Annotated in this window: 16 protein-coding genes; 5 read left to right on the forward strand and 11 right to left on the reverse strand. The window is 62.2% G+C overall.

Translation table 11 applies throughout. From position 1 onward, the window contains the following. Nucleotides 1-6 precede the first annotated feature (6 nt). The 3 genes from JHL16_RS21740 to JHL16_RS21750 are packed head-to-tail and all read left to right on the forward strand — an operon-like array spanning nucleotide 7 to nucleotide 1495. A complete protein-coding gene (locus JHL16_RS21740; RefSeq protein WP_137857061.1) occupies nucleotides 7-696 on the forward strand; it encodes a GntR family transcriptional regulator in 690 nt (229 codons plus the stop codon). After that, a complete protein-coding gene (locus JHL16_RS21745; RefSeq protein ID WP_200186908.1) occupies nucleotides 697-1101 on the forward strand; it encodes a RidA family protein in 405 nt (134 codons plus the stop codon). It begins immediately after the preceding gene. Beyond that, nucleotides 1094-1495: a VOC family protein gene (locus tag JHL16_RS21750; protein ID WP_200186909.1), complete on the forward strand. Its 402-nt coding sequence runs from the start codon at nucleotides 1094-1096 to the stop codon at nucleotides 1493-1495. The genes JHL16_RS21745 and JHL16_RS21750 overlap by 8 nt, the downstream gene beginning before the upstream one ends. Here the strand turns inward: JHL16_RS21750 and JHL16_RS21755 are convergent. From JHL16_RS21755 to JHL16_RS21770, 4 genes are all read right to left on the reverse strand, one after another. Then, nucleotides 1492-2568, reverse strand: a complete 1077-nt coding sequence (locus JHL16_RS21755) for an ABC transporter ATP-binding protein (protein WP_200186910.1) — start codon at nucleotides 2566-2568, stop codon at nucleotides 1492-1494. The two genes, JHL16_RS21750 and JHL16_RS21755, sit on opposite strands and share 4 nt — an antisense overlap. An 18-nt stretch (nucleotides 2569-2586) precedes the next feature. Then, complete coding sequence (locus JHL16_RS21760) at nucleotides 2587-3429, reverse strand: carbohydrate ABC transporter permease (protein WP_200186911.1); 843 nt, start codon at nucleotides 3427-3429, stop codon at nucleotides 2587-2589. A gap of 10 nt (nucleotides 3430-3439) precedes the next feature. Then, nucleotides 3440-4306 carry a carbohydrate ABC transporter permease gene (locus tag JHL16_RS21765; protein WP_246771001.1) on the reverse strand — a complete coding sequence of 289 codons (867 nt, stop codon included), beginning with the start codon at nucleotides 4304-4306 and terminating at the stop codon, nucleotides 3440-3442. Between the two features lie 126 nt (nucleotides 4307-4432). After that, nucleotides 4433-5695: an ABC transporter substrate-binding protein gene (locus JHL16_RS21770; RefSeq protein ID WP_200186913.1), complete on the reverse strand. Its 1263-nt coding sequence runs from the start codon at nucleotides 5693-5695 to the stop codon at nucleotides 4433-4435. A 246-nt stretch (nucleotides 5696-5941) separates the two neighbouring features. On the opposite strand from JHL16_RS21770, the gene JHL16_RS21775 reads away from it, so the two are divergent. Further along, nucleotides 5942-6496, forward strand: a complete 555-nt coding sequence (locus tag JHL16_RS21775; protein ID WP_200186914.1) for a hypothetical protein — start codon at nucleotides 5942-5944, stop codon at nucleotides 6494-6496. A gap of 10 nt (nucleotides 6497-6506) precedes the next feature. On the opposite strand, the gene JHL16_RS21780 is transcribed toward JHL16_RS21775, so the two are convergent. From JHL16_RS21780 to JHL16_RS21810, 7 genes are read right to left on the reverse strand one after another with little or no spacing between them, the layout of a single operon-like run. Then, nucleotides 6507-7571 carry an ABC transporter ATP-binding protein gene (locus tag JHL16_RS21780; RefSeq protein WP_200186915.1) on the reverse strand — a complete coding sequence of 355 codons (1065 nt, stop codon included), beginning with the start codon at nucleotides 7569-7571 and terminating at the stop codon, nucleotides 6507-6509. A gap of 39 nt (nucleotides 7572-7610) precedes the next feature. Next, nucleotides 7611-8447, reverse strand: a complete 837-nt coding sequence (locus JHL16_RS21785) for a BtpA family protein (protein ID WP_200186916.1) — start codon at nucleotides 8445-8447, stop codon at nucleotides 7611-7613. A 23-nt stretch (nucleotides 8448-8470) separates the two neighbouring features. After that, nucleotides 8471-9271 (reverse strand): amidohydrolase family protein, encoded by an 801-nt coding sequence (locus JHL16_RS21790; RefSeq protein ID WP_200186917.1) that lies wholly within the window; start codon nucleotides 9269-9271, stop codon nucleotides 8471-8473. Continuing rightward, nucleotides 9268-10212: a carbohydrate kinase family protein gene (locus JHL16_RS21795; protein ID WP_200186918.1), complete on the reverse strand. Its 945-nt coding sequence runs from the start codon at nucleotides 10210-10212 to the stop codon at nucleotides 9268-9270. Before JHL16_RS21795 ends, JHL16_RS21790 begins: the two co-directional genes overlap by 4 nt. Beyond that, a complete protein-coding gene (locus JHL16_RS21800; protein ID WP_200186919.1) occupies nucleotides 10209-11075 on the reverse strand; it encodes a carbohydrate ABC transporter permease in 867 nt (288 codons plus the stop codon). The genes JHL16_RS21795 and JHL16_RS21800 overlap by 4 nt, the downstream gene beginning before the upstream one ends. Next, the gene (locus tag JHL16_RS21805; protein WP_200186920.1) at nucleotides 11065-11970 is read right to left on the reverse strand and encodes a carbohydrate ABC transporter permease; all 906 of its coding nucleotides are present in this window, start codon (nucleotides 11968-11970) and stop codon (nucleotides 11065-11067) included. The genes JHL16_RS21800 and JHL16_RS21805 overlap by 11 nt, the downstream gene beginning before the upstream one ends. Nucleotides 11971-11999: 29 nt before the next feature. Then, nucleotides 12000-13391 carry an ABC transporter substrate-binding protein gene (locus JHL16_RS21810; protein WP_200186921.1) on the reverse strand — a complete coding sequence of 464 codons (1392 nt, stop codon included), beginning with the start codon at nucleotides 13389-13391 and terminating at the stop codon, nucleotides 12000-12002. A gap of 141 nt (nucleotides 13392-13532) precedes the next feature. Between JHL16_RS21810 and JHL16_RS21815 the strand changes: the two genes are divergently transcribed. After that, nucleotides 13533-14504, forward strand: coding sequence for a sugar-binding transcriptional regulator (locus JHL16_RS21815; protein ID WP_200186922.1), 972 nt, complete (start codon nucleotides 13533-13535; stop codon nucleotides 14502-14504). Nucleotides 14505-14580: the final 76 nt, after the last annotated feature.

The following is a 14580-nucleotide window of genomic DNA, read 5'->3' on the forward strand; positions in this document are numbered from 1 at the left end:
GCTTCGATGATCGTTGAAGGCTTTGCCCCCGTTTCATCCCGCAGCACCGTGCAGGACGTCGTCTACCGGCAACTGCGCCATGCTTTGATGACGGGCCGTTTCGACCCCGGACAGACTTTGACCATTTCCTCGCTCGCCGAGTCCTTCGGCACCAGCCATATGCCGGTGCGCGAGGCTCTGCGCCGGCTGGCGGCGGAGAACGCGCTTGAAATCGCGGCCAATGGCTCGGCCCGCATCCCCGCGGTCAGCCTGGAGCGCCTGGACGATCTCTGCCGCGCGCGTGTGGCGCTCGAGAGCCTGGCGGCCGACCTTGCCGTGTCGCATATCAGCGCCGCCGAGATCGGCCAGCTCAAGGCCCTCATTCTCGAACATGAGATCATGGCGCGCCGCGGCAGCGTCGTCGAGATGCTCGGCAAGAATCAGGAATTCCATTTCCTGCTGTACAAAGCCTCGCGCTCAGACGTGCTGATCCAGCTCATCGAAACCCTGTGGCTGCGCTTCGGCCCCTATATGCGCACCCTTACCCTTCACGTCGAGCCGATCCTCAAATCGGAAAGCGGCGAGACCTTCACCACCCATCACCACGAGGCGCTCGTCGCCCTGAAAGCCGGCGACTCTTTCGCTCTACGCCAGGCGATCATCGCCGACATTACCGCCACCCAGGACCTGCTCCGGGAATTGTGCCGCGAGGACTGAATGCCGAACCCAAACCGCCGAGCCATTTCATCGGGCTCGAAATTCGAAGAGATCGCCGGCTATTCGCGCGCCGTCGCCGATGGCGACTGGGTCTTCGTCTCGGGCACCACCGGCGCCGATCCGGCCGGCAAATTTTCGCCCGATGTGGCCGAGCAGACGCGCCAGTCGCTCGCCACGATCAGCCGGGCTTTGGCGGAAGCCGATGCCGATCTGGGCGACGTCGTCCGTTTGCGCGCCTATCTGGCGAACCGCGCCGACGTCATGACCGTCTCGGCCATTTTGCGCGAGACCTTCAGCGATCCGCGCCCCACCAATACGACGATCATCTGCGGCTTTCCGGTCGAGGACATCAAGGTCGAGCTGGAAGTCACCGCCCTCAAGCGAAGAGGATCTGCCCATGGCTGAAGCCGGCGCCGATGCGCTCCCCGTCTCCGCGCAGGTGACATTCTTCTATTACAAGGACCTGGCGCCGCCAGAACGCTTCTATGGCGAAACGCTCGGTTTCCGCAAAACTTTCGACAAGGGCTGGGTGAAGTTCTTCCAGCTGACCGATCACTCCTATGTCGGCCTGGTGGACGAAGCACGCGGACATCACAAGGCGCTCGATCAGAAGAGCGTCATGCTCAGCATGGAGACGCCTGATCTCGAGGATTGGTATGAGCGGCTGAAGACCCATGGCGTCGCGCTCCAGTCTCACCCTGATTTCGCCGCGGCCGCCGAGAGGATGATCACCGGCTTCATGCTCAGCGATCCGGGCGGCTACACGGTGGAGTTCTTCCGCTTCAACCGCCGCGATTAACGCAGTCGGCCTCCGCCAGCGGGATCGAACAGGCAGACATCCTTGGCCTCGATCGCCAATGGTATCCGCTGGCCCTGCGAGAGCTGCAGCCGTTCGGTCGTGAAGATCTTCATCGCCTGGCCCGCGAGATCGACATGGACGACGCTGGCCGCACCGGTCGTCTCGACAAGATCTGCGGCGGCCTCCACCGCCTGACCGGCGCCGACGCCAATCCGGATACGCTCCGGCCTGATGCCGATCGTGACCCGCCCGTCCTCCGGCACGGCCACCGCCTGCGGCAGCGTGCAGAACGCCTTGCCGCCGACGCTGAGCGCTACGCCCGTCTCGCCGCGGCGCGCCTCGCCGGTGAGAAAATTCATCGCCGGCGAGCCGATGAAACCCGCCACAAAGACATTGGCCGGATCATCATAGAGCTCGAGCGGCGTGCCCACTTGCTGGATGATGCCGGCATTCATCGCGACGATACGATCGGCCATGGTCATGGCTTCGATCTGATCATGCGTGACATAGACCGATGTGGCGCCGAGATCGCGATGCAGCTTCCGGATCTCGAAGCGCATCTGCTCGCGCATCCGGGCATCGAGATTGGAGAGCGGCTCGTCGAACAGAAAGGCTTTCGGGTTGCGCACGATGGCGCGCCCCATGGCGACACGCTGGCGCTGGCCGCCGGACAGCTCGCGCGGCTTGCGCTCGCCCAGCGCCTCGAGGCCGAGCTTGGCGCCGGCCCGGCCGACGATCTCGGCGATGCGCGCCTGGGGCGTGCGCTTGAGCCTCAGGCTGTAGCCCATATTGTCCCTGACATTCATATGCGGATAGAGCGCATAGGACTGGAACACCATGGCGATGTCGCGGTCACGCGGCGGCAGGTCGTCGACGCGGCGGCCGCCAATATGGATTTCGCCCGATGACGCGTCCTCGAGCCCGGCGATGAGGCGCAGCAAAGTCGACTTGCCGCAGCCCGAGGGCCCGACCAGCACCGCGAACTCACCAGACGCGATGGCGAGGTCGACGCCCTTCAGAACCGAAACGGGACCGAAATCCTTCCGTACATTCTTGATGTCGATCGAGGCCATGCCCGGGAACCCGTTGTTTCAGCCCTTCACCGCGCCGGCGGTCAGGCCCTGCACGAGATAGCGCTGGATGAGGAAGAAGAAGATGCAGACCGGCAGCAGCGCCAAGACGCCCGCCGCCATCATCGGCCCGAACTCGATCGTCGCGCGGGTCGAGTAGAGAAGCAGCCCGACCGGAAACGTGCTGGTCGAGGCCGCCGAATTGAGGAGCAGCGCGAACAGGATCTCGCCCCAGGCGCCGGTGAAGCAGAAGCCCATCGTCGCGGCGATGCCGGGCAAGGTCAGTGGCGCGATGATCTGGAGGAGCGCCTTGAAGCGCGTCGCGCCGTCGATCATAGCCGCCTCCTCCAGCTCCTTCGGGATACCGTCGAAGAAGGACTGCATCAGGAAGGTGGCGAAGGGAATGTTGAAGGCGGTGTAGATGATGATGAGGCCGGTAAGACTGTTGGTGAGTCCGAGCGGCCCGAAGATGCTGAAGATGGGTGTGATGACGATCACCAGCGGAAACATCTGGGTGACGAGCATCACGCCGACGATCCAATACCGCCCGCGGAAGACGAAGCGCGAAAAGGCATAACCCGCGGCCGCCGCGAGCAGCGTCGAGGCGATCGCGGTGACGCCGGAAACGATGATCGAATTGCGGAAGAACAGCAGGAAGTCGCTGTTGCCGATCACCGTGGCGTAATGCTCCAGGCTGATCGTCGCCGGCCACAGATCGATGCTGTGTGTATAGAGGCTATCATTGGGCGTGAGCGAAATCTTCACCAGCCAGTAGAGCGGAAACAGCGCCGCCACGACGAACAAGAAGAGCACGCCGTAATGAAGGCTCCATTTGATCAATCGGACTCGTGGTGAACCGCGCATCTGCCGTTCCTCACCTGCGACCCAGCATCGTCTGCCGGATCGCAATCAGCAGAAATGCATAGACGAGAAGTAGAAGAACCAATGCGGTCGCGACCGCCGAGGCATAGCCGAAATTCAGCCCCTGATAGGCCTGGGTGAAGACATAGCTGGCGACGATCTGCGAGGCATCGGCCGGCCCGCCTTTGGTCATGACGACAATGAGCTCCGGCGAATTGGCGACCCATATGGTGCGCAGCAGGACGGTGATCACCATGGTGGGCGCGAGAAAGGGCAGCGTGATCGAGCGGAAGCGTTCGAGACCGCCGGCGCCGTCGATTTCGGCGGCTTCATAGATCTCGCGCGGGATCGACTGCAGCGCCGCCAGGAGCGTGATGGCGAAGAACGGCGTGCCCCACCAGATGCCGGCGAAGATCGGTCCCCATAGAGCATAGTCGGGATCGGAGAGAATATTGTCGGGCGCATTCATGAGGCCGAGCGCATAGGCCCAATGTGGCAGAGGCCCGATCGCCGGATTGAGCAGCCACGACCAGTTCATCCCGACGAGAAAGGTTGGAATGGCCCAGGGCAGAAAGATAGTGGCCTGGATGAGCGCGCGGCCGGGAAACGGACGGTTGAGCATCAGCGCCAGGATCAGACCGAACAGGAACTGGAAACCGACGCAGCTCGCGGTCCAGACGACGGTGTTCTTCAGCGCGTTCCAGAAGCTCGCATCACGCAGCAGCTCACGGAAATTATCGAGCCCGACAAAGTCGCCCGATGTCGGATCGAGCAGCATGATGTTGCGGAAGGCATAGGAGATGCCGATGACGATCGGAATCAGCGTCGTGGCAGCGACGAGCAGCAGCGCGGGCGCGCTGTAGAGATAGGGCTCGAACATCAGGAGCCGCCGCCGCGCGCGACTGCCGGTTGGTAGGGAAACAGTCGCGCTCATGCCCGGCCCTGTTGTTCATCCGCGATGGCGGTGATGACTTGTGGCATCACCACCATCGTGAATCGCCTGTGACTACTTCGCGAGATATTTCTGCTGCGCCTTGGTCAGATGCTCCGCCCATTGCTTGCCGAGCTCCTCGGCCGTGATCTGGCCGAGCAGCGCCTGCTGGCCGAGCTTCACCGCGGTCGAGCCGGCGAAGAGACCATATTCCGGCAGATAGGACGGCGTGAGGGTGGGCGTGGTGTCCTTGTCGGCGAGCGTGTCGAACCAGGCGCGGTATTTGGGATCCGCATAGCCCGGATCCTTCTCGGCGCTGGTGTAAATGGGCAGCGCGCCGACCGCTTTCGTCCAGAGCGGATCGGCCTCCGGGCTGTCGATGGTCGTCAGGAATTTCCAGGCGAGCTCCTTGTTCTGGCTTTTCGCCATGATGCCCCAGGCCCCATAGCTCAGCACCGGGAAAGCCTTGCCGTCCTTGCCTTTCGGCATCGGCACGACGCCGAAGTCATCGGCGCCCATATGTTCGGCCATCGGCGCCAGCGCATCGGCATCCTGGTCGAGCATGGCGCAGGTTCCGCTATAGAAGCCGGCGACGGTTTCCTTATAGCCCCAGTTGACGGCGTCCTTCGGCGCCCAGCCATTCTTGTAGATGTCGATCAGGTTCTGGAATCCCGCGACCCAGCCCGGTTCGCCCAAGGCCGATTTACCGTCCTTGTCGAAGAAGGTGTTGTCGCCATTGGCGGCGGCACCCATCATCGCCCAGCCATTGAAGCTGCCCGAACCACCGCGCAGGCAATAGCCGAATTTGCCGGGGAGCGCCGACACCTTCTTCGCCGCCTCCATGAATTCGTCGACCGTCTTGGGCGGCCCGGCGACACCGGCTTCGGCGAAGAGCTTCTTGTTGTAGAACAGGGATTTCACGAAGAAGCCGTAGGGAATGACATAGGCCGTATCCTTGACCTTGCGGGCGAGCTCCAGCGCGCGGCTGTTGAGATCCTTCGTATGTTCCCACTTCTCGAGATAGGGCTCGAGATTCTCGAGATGTCCGGCATTGGCATAGAGCGCCACCCAATTGTCCGGCATCTCCGCCACATCGGGGATATCGCCGGCGGCGATCATCGTGGCGAATTTCTCGAAGGAATTGTCCCAGGGGATCGAGATGAGCTCGACCTTGACGCCGGGATTCTCCGCCTCGAACTTCTTGATCAGCGTATTGAGGACGGCGAGCGACTCGTCGCTGGTATTGGTCTGGACGAACCGCAGCGTCGTGTCGGCCTGGGCTTGGCTGGCCCAGAATCCGCTCAACAAGGTCGCGGCAAGCAGCATCTTCCTGATCATTGAAACCCTCCCTGTGGTCTTCGAACGAATGGCGTTCGAATTCTTGGCGGCAGGTCACGGTACTTGGCCGTTACCCGACCGATTTTGGCTTCCCCCTGGCGCCGAGACAGTTGCTCGGTACCTTCTTGGTCAAAAAATATAAAGATCATTTGATCAAAGTCAATCGTCCACTCTTATCTTCCCCTAGGGCATTGTCTATTCCCTCGGCATATGGGAGCCTCTCTGCGAGCCAAGGAGCGCACGCTGATGGAGAGACGCTATTTCGTGACGATGCTGACGGGCTTCGCGCTGTGTCACAGCGCCAAGGCCTTTGCCGCCGACATTCCGCATTTGGTCTGGGGCGACCTGCTCGCCGAGGACGGCGCGCCCGAGGAGCAGAAATTCTGGGCGGTGAGCGAGAGTCCGGACGGGTCGAGCGTATCCATCCTGTTCGATCGCCTCGTGACCCAATCGGATGGCGAGAAGGAAGGGCCGGAGATCGTCTTTAAGCGCCATTTCGCGCTGAGCCAGCCGAAGTCTTTGCCTATTCAAAAGTTCAACGCGGATATTCGCGGCCATGTGACGACCATCGGGAACGGCTCGGCCGAGCTCAAGGTCACGGTCGGAAATGCCGAGCAGACTTATAAGTGGGAAAGCGGCAAGCCGATCTCCGAGGAAGTCTACCGGACCTTCACGGTCGACACGGTCGGCAGCCGTTTGCCCGATCCTTTCGTGATCGGCGCCACGCTGACGGTGAAGCGGCAGTCGAAAGCGGATTCCGTGCTTCTGACGCTCGACTCGATCGATATCGGTACGCAATAGGTGTCAGGCGTCAGATTCGCTGACCCGAAGCCGGATCGAAGAGATGCACGGCGCCGGGCGCGATCGACATGGCGACCATTTCGCCTGGGGCAATCGGAATACGCTCACGGAAGACGGTCGTCAGCTCCCGGCCGCCGAGATCGAGCACCGCATGGGTCTCGGCCCCGGTGGGCTCGATGACGAGCGCCTTTGCCGGTGCCCCGTCCTTATTCCTGGCAACGTTCAGATGTTCAGGCCGGACGCCCAGGGTGACCGGCCGGCCGGCGAAAGACCTGAGCGGCTCCGGCAGCGGCAGTCTTGTCTGCGGTGAAAGCTCGAAATCGGCGCCATCGGCGGAGATGCGGCCGGACAGGAGATTCATCGCCGGCGAGCCGATGAAGCCGGCGACGAAAGCATTGGCCGGACGGTCATAGAGATCGAGCGGCCGGCCCGCCTGCTCTATCACGCCGCCTTGCAGCACGACGACGCGATCGGCCAGCGTCATCGCCTCCATCTGATCATGGGTGACATAGACAGTCGTCACTTTGAGGCTCTGATGCAGCTTCTTGATCTCGGCCCGCATCTGGACACGCAATTTGGCGTCGAGATTGGACAGAGGCTCGTCGAACAGGAAGACTTGCGGATTGCGGACCAGCGCACGCCCCATGGCGACACGCTGCCGTTGGCCGCCGGACAGCTGGCGCGGCAGCCGTTGCAGGAGGTCGGAGAGACCCAGCATCCGTGCCGCATGATCGACGCGGCTGTCGACCTTGTCCCGCGCCGTCTTCTTGAGGCGGAGCGCGAAGCTCAAATTCTCCGCGACCGTCATATGCGGATAAAGTGCGTAGCTCTGGAACACCATTGCGACATCGCGGTCCTTCGGCTCGATGTCGTTGACGACGCGATTACCGATCCGGATCTCGCCATCGGAGACGGCTTCGAGACCGGCGATCATCCGCAGCAGCGTCGACTTTCCGCAGCCCGAGGGACCGACCAGCGCCACGAATTCACCCTCGGCGATATCGAGCGAAACGCCCTTGATGACCTCGACCTGCCCGAAGGCTTTGCGAACGTCCTTGATCACGACCGATGCCATGGGCCCTCGTCTCGCTTGTATATGAGTGGACGGCGGCAGCTAGCGGAAGCGCTGCACCTTCTCCATGAGACGGGACACTTTGTCGGGCACCACGACGCCCCACATGTTGTTAGTGTCCTTGAACCAGCTGCCGACAATGGCGCCATCCGCCGCGGTGAGCAGCGTTTCTGCGGTGTCGGGTGTGATGCCGCTGCCGACGAGGATCGGCCGCGTCGCGCCTTTTCGGATGCCTTCGATCTCTTCGACCTCGGCGGCATGGCCGGTGCGGTTGCCGGTGGCAATCAGCACATCGGCGCCGAAGAATTCGACGTCGCGCGTCTGCTCGGAAAGATCGCGGTCGCCGACAATGGCGTGACTGCCGTGTTTCACATGCACATCGGCGAAGACGAGGATATTGTCGCCGCCGATGGCGCTGCGGTAACGCAGAGCGCGCGGCGCGGCGCCCTCGATGATGCCTTCATTGGCGACATAGGCATTGGCCCACTGATTGACGCGCACGAAATCGGCGTTCGAGCTGCGGGCGCAGGCGAGCGAGGCGCGCGCGGCATTGGCGACGATGTTGAAGCCCAGGGGAACGCGCGTTTCCTTGCGGATGCGATCGCCGACGACCGACATGGCGCCTACCGTCTCGTAGCCGATATCCTCGGGCTTGAGGAAGGGAATGTCGCCGGCATTCTCGAGCAGAAGTCCGTCGACGCCGCCCTTGACGAGCCGCAACGCCTCTTCCACCGCGGCGTCGTAAACCGCTGAGAGATCGACGGCCTTGGCGCGCGGCGAGCCGGGCAGCGGCTTGACATGGACCATGCCGATGATCGGCTTGTTCACCGAAAAGAGCTGGCGCAAGGGATTGGAGCTGGCGGGCGGTTGATCGAGCATGGTTGTCGTCCTGATCTGCGGGTTCATGATTGATTGTCGGTCCGGTCGATGCCCCAGACGCGGGCGGCGTTGCGCCAGAAGACCTTTTCGAGATCGGCATCGCTGAGGCCGATCTCGCGGAGCTTCAACTGCTCGATCTTCGTCGACTGATAGGGAACGTCGGAGCCATATTGGAGCCGGTCGGCCGAGACATTCTTGATGAAGGTCATGATGTCGAAGGCGAAAGCCTGGGACATGTCGACGCTGATATTGGGATATTCCTGGCAGGCGAGGATGCATTCCCACAGGAAGGCGTGCATGCCGATATGGGCGAGCACGAACTGCACTTTGGGATAGGCCTTGGCCGCCTGCGCCTGCAGATAGGGCAGGTCGCGCGGCGCATCGCCCGAATGGAAGAGCACGGTGAGGCCATATTGCTCGGCCTTGTCGAGCATCGGCCCCATCACCTTCATATCGTTCGGCCGGTAGAAGTCGTAGCCGGCGACGAGCTTGAGGCCACGGCAGTTCCATTCCCCGACATACCGGTCGATGAGCGCCTGAGTATGCTGGGCGCCGAAAGTAGGGTCGATGCGCGCCACGCCGACGATGCGGTCGGGATATTTGCGGGCCGCCTCGCCGATCAGCGCGTTCGCCTTGTCGTAATCGCAGTCCCAGGGTGGGCTCATGCGCCGGTCATGCGGGAAGAGCACGCCATGTGAGGCATTCTGCTCGTCGAGCAGCCGGATGACGCTGTCGGGCTGGCCGTTCACCAGATACGGCACGCAAGTATGCGCCGCCACATTGGCGTCGGTGCCGTAATGCATGTGAGAGTCGATGACCTTCATCGGATCAGTACCTCCTTGAAGAAATTGCGGTAGCGCTCGGCCACCTGGTCCATGTCGGGCAGATTGGTCTGGCAGCCCCAAGCCTCGACCACGAAGCTCGCGACGGTCGCGGCGAATTTGCCGATCTGCTCGACCGGCCAGCCGCGCACGAGGCCGCACATGACTGAAGCAGCGAAACTGTCGCCGGCGCCCGTCGAATCGACGAAATGGTCGGTCTTCACCGCCGGCAGATGAATTTCACCTTGCGCCTGATACCAGCGGCTGCCGTTGCTGCCTTCCGTCACCACCACCAGGCGCGGGCCGAGATCGAGAAGTTTGCTCGGGGAGCCGAGAGAAAGCCTTGTCATGAGATCCGCAGCCTCCCCGCGGCTGAGGATCAGCACATCGGCAGCTGCGAGAAAGCGCGAGGCGAGATCGCCGGCGGTCGCCACCATGCCGTTGATCGCCGTGAGCCGGCCGGCGCGTTTCGCCGCCTCGATGGCGGCGAGCGTGTAGACGCTGAACATCTCGCTCACCACCAGCGCCTTGGCGCTCGCGATAATCGCTTCCGGAATGCGCCAATCGTCCTGCTGCGCGGCGACGCCCAGATGCGACACGCAGAAGCTGCGGTTTTCGGCATCGAAGAAATTGAAGCTGTGACCGGATTTTTCGTTCGCGCGAATTTCCACGCCGGAGAGATCAACGCCCAGGTTCCGCAGATGCGCGGCATACCCCGAAGTCTCGAAATCATCCCCCACCACCATGCCAAGACCGGTGCGCACCCCGAGCCGCGCCGCCACCGCGGCGATATTGGCGCTGCAATCGCCGAAATGGAGACGCTCCATTTCGCTGATCGGCATGTCGAGCGGCACCGTCTCGCCTTCCTGTGGAAGACGCTGCATGCGCAGCAGATGATCGAAGATCGACCACGAGCCGATCGAGAAGAGTTCGAGCCCGCTCATTTGACCGCTCCCAGTGTGAGGCCGCGCGTGATCTGGCGCTGGAAGAGAAGCGACGCGATCATGCCCGGCACGGCGGAGACCATCGCCGCAGCGGCCATCAATCCCCATTTGATCTGGTCGAACGTCATCGCCTGCAGGATGCCCATGGTGATCGGCCGCGTCTCGCCACCCGCCAGCACGAGACCGAAGATCAGATTGTTCCAGCTGAAGATGAAGGCGATGATCATCGCGCTGGCGAGACCGGGCTTGGCGATCGGCACGATGATCTGCAGGAGGATGGTGAGGGGACCTGCGCCATCGATGCGCGCCGCCTCCTCGATCTCGATCGGGATGTCGCGGATGAAGCTCATGAGGATCAGGATCATCAGCGGCAGCGTGATGAGCTGATGCACCAGGATCATGCCGACATAGCTGTCATAGAGGCCGGTCCTCGTATAGAAAGCGTAGAGCGGCAGGATGATCGCGAGCTCCGGCGCGAAGCGGAAGGACAGGATGGTGAAACGCGCGCGATTGGCCCGTTTCGCCTCGCCACGCGCCAGCGCATAGGCCGCCGGCAGGCCAAGAATGACAGACAGCAGCACGGCGCCCGAGGAGATGATCACCGAATTGCGCAGGAAACGCAGGAGGTCCGGCATCACGCCGCCCGCCTGATCCGCTTCGTTGCCGAACAGGATCTCCCGGTAGTTTTCGAACGTCGGGACGAAGCTGAAGCGCGGCGGATAGGCGATGATGTCGCCAAACTCCTTGAGCGACATCGTGAAGATCCAATAGATCGGAAACAGGACGAAGCAGCCGAGCAGCGCATAGCCCAAAGTGAGCAGCGCCCCATGCGTCATCTTGCGTGGCGTGAGCTTAGCGGCCATGGAACCTCGTCTCCTCCTTGCGCCACAGCGTGAGCAGGATGGCGCTGAAGATGTAGGAAAGCACCCAGAGGATGAAGACGATGGCCATGGCGCGGCCGAGGCTCGACCAGCGATAGGCCTCTTCATAAGCCATCACATGCAATGTGCGTGTCGCATTGAGCGGCCCGCCCCGCGTGGTCGCATAGATGATCTCGAGCGACTTGAGCGCGTCCGGAATGCGGAACATCGCCACCAGCACGATATAGGGTTTCAACGCCTGCAGCTTGATATGGCGGATCGTCTGCCAAGCATTCGCCCCGTCGATACGTGCCGCTTCGAGCACCTCGCCCGAGATCGATTGCAATCCTGCGAGCAGGATGATCGCGGCGAGCGGCATGAACAGCCAGGTGTCGATGAGCACGATCGAGACCAGCGCCGTCGAAGGATCGCTCAGCCAGGCGAAGGGTGGCAAGCCGACCTGCGCCAGGAGCCAGTTCAAGACACCGCTTTGCGGCTGCATCATCGTCTTCCACATCAATCCGGCGACGACCGGCGGGATGAGGAGCGGCAGCGCGATGGTGCTGCGGAAGAACCACTGCACCTTGCTCGGCACATCGAGCAGCAGTGCCACGGCGAGACCGAGCGGAATCTGGATCAGTGTCGCGAGCCCGGCATAAAGCAGCGTATTGCCGAGGGCGATCCAGAAGGTCGGGTTCTGCGCCAGCTTCAGATAATTGGCGAAGCCGACGAAACGCGTGACGCCGGCATAGAGCTTCTCATTGGTGAGGCTCGTATAGACGCCGTCGAGAAACGGCACGATGGTGAGGAACAGAAGGCACAGCGCCGGGGCGAGCATGGCGATGTAGACCACCCGCCCGCCCGCGAGGGCACCTTTTCCGCTTGCCGCGCTGGCCATCTGTCGATCCGATCTCTATCCCGAGCGCCTTACTCGTCCAGCATCTGCTGGACGGCGTCCTGCGCCGCGCAGAGATTTTCCTTCACATTACCATTGTCGAAATAGGACTGCTGGACGGCTTCTGCCCAACGGTCGAGCATGCGCGTCAGCTCCGGATGCGGCGGGAAACGCACCGCGGCGACCTCGCTCTCCTCCTCGGTGACTTTGCGATACTGGCCAGGCTCGGCGCCCCAGCTTTCGACCTTGGCGGCAAGTTCCTGATTGGCCCAGGCTGAATGACGGACCGGGTTCATATTGCCGGCGAGATGCATCTTGACCATCACGTCCTTCGACGTGACCCATTCGAGGAACAGCCAGGCGGCATCCTTCTGCTTCGAGGCCGAGTTCAGCGACATCGACCACACCCAGGCGGCGGCGGCGCGCTTACCGTCGGGCCCGAGCGGCGTCAGCGCATAACCGACATCGTCGGCGATCTTTGACTGTTTCGGATCCTCGTAGACGGAGGCGAAGAGATTGGCCTCGTTGAGCGACATCACATATTGCCCGGAAGCGAAACCCTGCATGGCCTGGTCCCAGGTGAAGGCGCCAGCCCCTTCGGGCGAGGCGGTGCGGATCAGCTTGACGAAATCTTCCGTCGCCTTGACGCTCGCATCGGAGCAGATCTGCAGCTTGCCCGAGGCATCGACCATCTCGACGCCATAGGACTGCAGCATGGTTCCGAAAGTGAGATAGGGCAGATCCCAATATTTATCGAAGCGCGTGATCAGCCCATGGATCGGTCCGTCGGGACCTTCGGTCTTGAGCTTGGACGCCATGGCGAGAAGATCGGCATAGGTCTTCGGCACCTCGAGACCGAGCTTCTTCATGAGGCTCGGCCGATAGGCGATCTGATAGCTTTCGGCATTGATCGGCAGCGCCCAGAGCTTGCCTTCACCCAGCCCCTTCATCGGTTCGAGAGTCCAGCGGCCGGAGGCGAGAATGCCGGGGATGAAGTCCTTGACGTCATATTCGGCGGCGTCGGTGAGCTTGTCATTGGCGATGTAGTCGTCGAGCGGCTCGAGCCAGCCCGCCGAGGCATATTGCCAGTTGTTCAAAGGCGACGTCATGAAGACATCATAGGCGCCGGTCTTGGAGGAGAGGTCGGCCAGCAACTTTTCGAAGCCCGGCTGCTCGGCGAGCTCCTCGAAGGTGACCTTGATTCCCGTCTTGGCCGTGAATTCCGCCAGCATCGGCTTCAGCGCATCGACGAAAGGATGCGAAATCAGCAGGAGATTGAGGGTCGCGCCCTCGGCCTGCTTCCAATTGACCTCGGCCCAGGCGGTCGCCGGCGCCATGGCGACACCCGCCAGGGAGCACATAAGGGCGAAAGCCATCCCGCGCACCGAACCCCTGATCGCGGCTCCACGCTTCAACTCGAACATGTCTGTTTCCTCCAGGCCGTTTGCCGGCTCGCTCGATATGACGCAAAGGAATTGCACTTTTGTGCAATCCATGCACATAAACGTATCATGCTCAGATTGACCGTCAACACAAAAGTGCACAAAGTGCAGTAAAGTGAAGCCATGGATCACAACACCGATCAGGAACAGCAACTCCTCGTCCGCCTAGCCTGGCTCTATTACGTAGGCGGCCACAGCCAGGAGGAGATTTCCGAGCAGACCGGTCTGTCGCGTTTCAAGATCTTGCGGCTCCTGTCAAAGGCCCGCGAGGCGAAGATCGTGAAGATCTCGATCGACCATCATTCGATCGAGACGCATCAGCTCGCCGATGCGCTGACCCGCCGCTTCGGCTTGGTCGAATGCATCGTGACGCCGCCGCTCGGCGCCACCTCCGATCCAAATGCCGATGACATGCGCGCCCGCCGCGCCGTCGGCATCTGCGCCGCGGCCTTTCTGGCGCGCCGGCTGCAAGGCGCCACCCCGCCGGTCGTGGGCCTGGCCTGGGGCCGCACCATCGCTGCGATGGTCGATGAGATGCCGAAGCTCAACCGCCCCGACGCCCGTTTCGTGTCGTTGATGGGATCGCTGAGCCGCACCGCCCGCACCAATCCCTTTGAAGTCGTCCAGAAGCTCGCCGAGACCTGCGGCGGCGAGGCCTATATCCTCCCCGCGCCCTTCATCACCGACAGCGAGGAAGATTATCAGATCATCATGGCGCAGAGCCTGGTGCGCGAGACCCTCGCTCTGGCGCGCAAGGCCGACTTCTATATAGCGAGCTTCGGCGACTGCTCGATGAACTCCTTCATCCACCAATATGGCCTGTTGAGCTCAGGCGAGATCGAGGACGTCCTCGCCTCGGGCGCGGTGGCCGACATGTTCGGCAAGTTCTTCAACCAGAAGGGCGAGCTCGTCCCGAGCAAGCTGAACTTCCGCACCCCCAGCGTTTCGATGGACGATCTGGCGAAGCATGAGATCGTCCTGCTCGCTGCCGGCCTCGCCAAGGCGGAAGCGGCGCAAGCCCTGCTGCGCTCAGGGCTGATCAATCGACTCATCGTCGATGGTGATCTCGCCAAGGTCTTGACTAAGGGAGACTGATCATTAGCGCGGGATGCGAAAAAGTGGATGCCGGTTTTTCGCGAGAATCCCGCGCTAACATATGAGAATCGATCAC

Source organism: Taklimakanibacter albus (genome assembly GCF_016595235.1).
Taxonomy (GTDB): domain Bacteria; phylum Pseudomonadota; class Alphaproteobacteria; order Rhizobiales; family Aestuariivirgaceae; genus Taklimakanibacter; species Taklimakanibacter albus.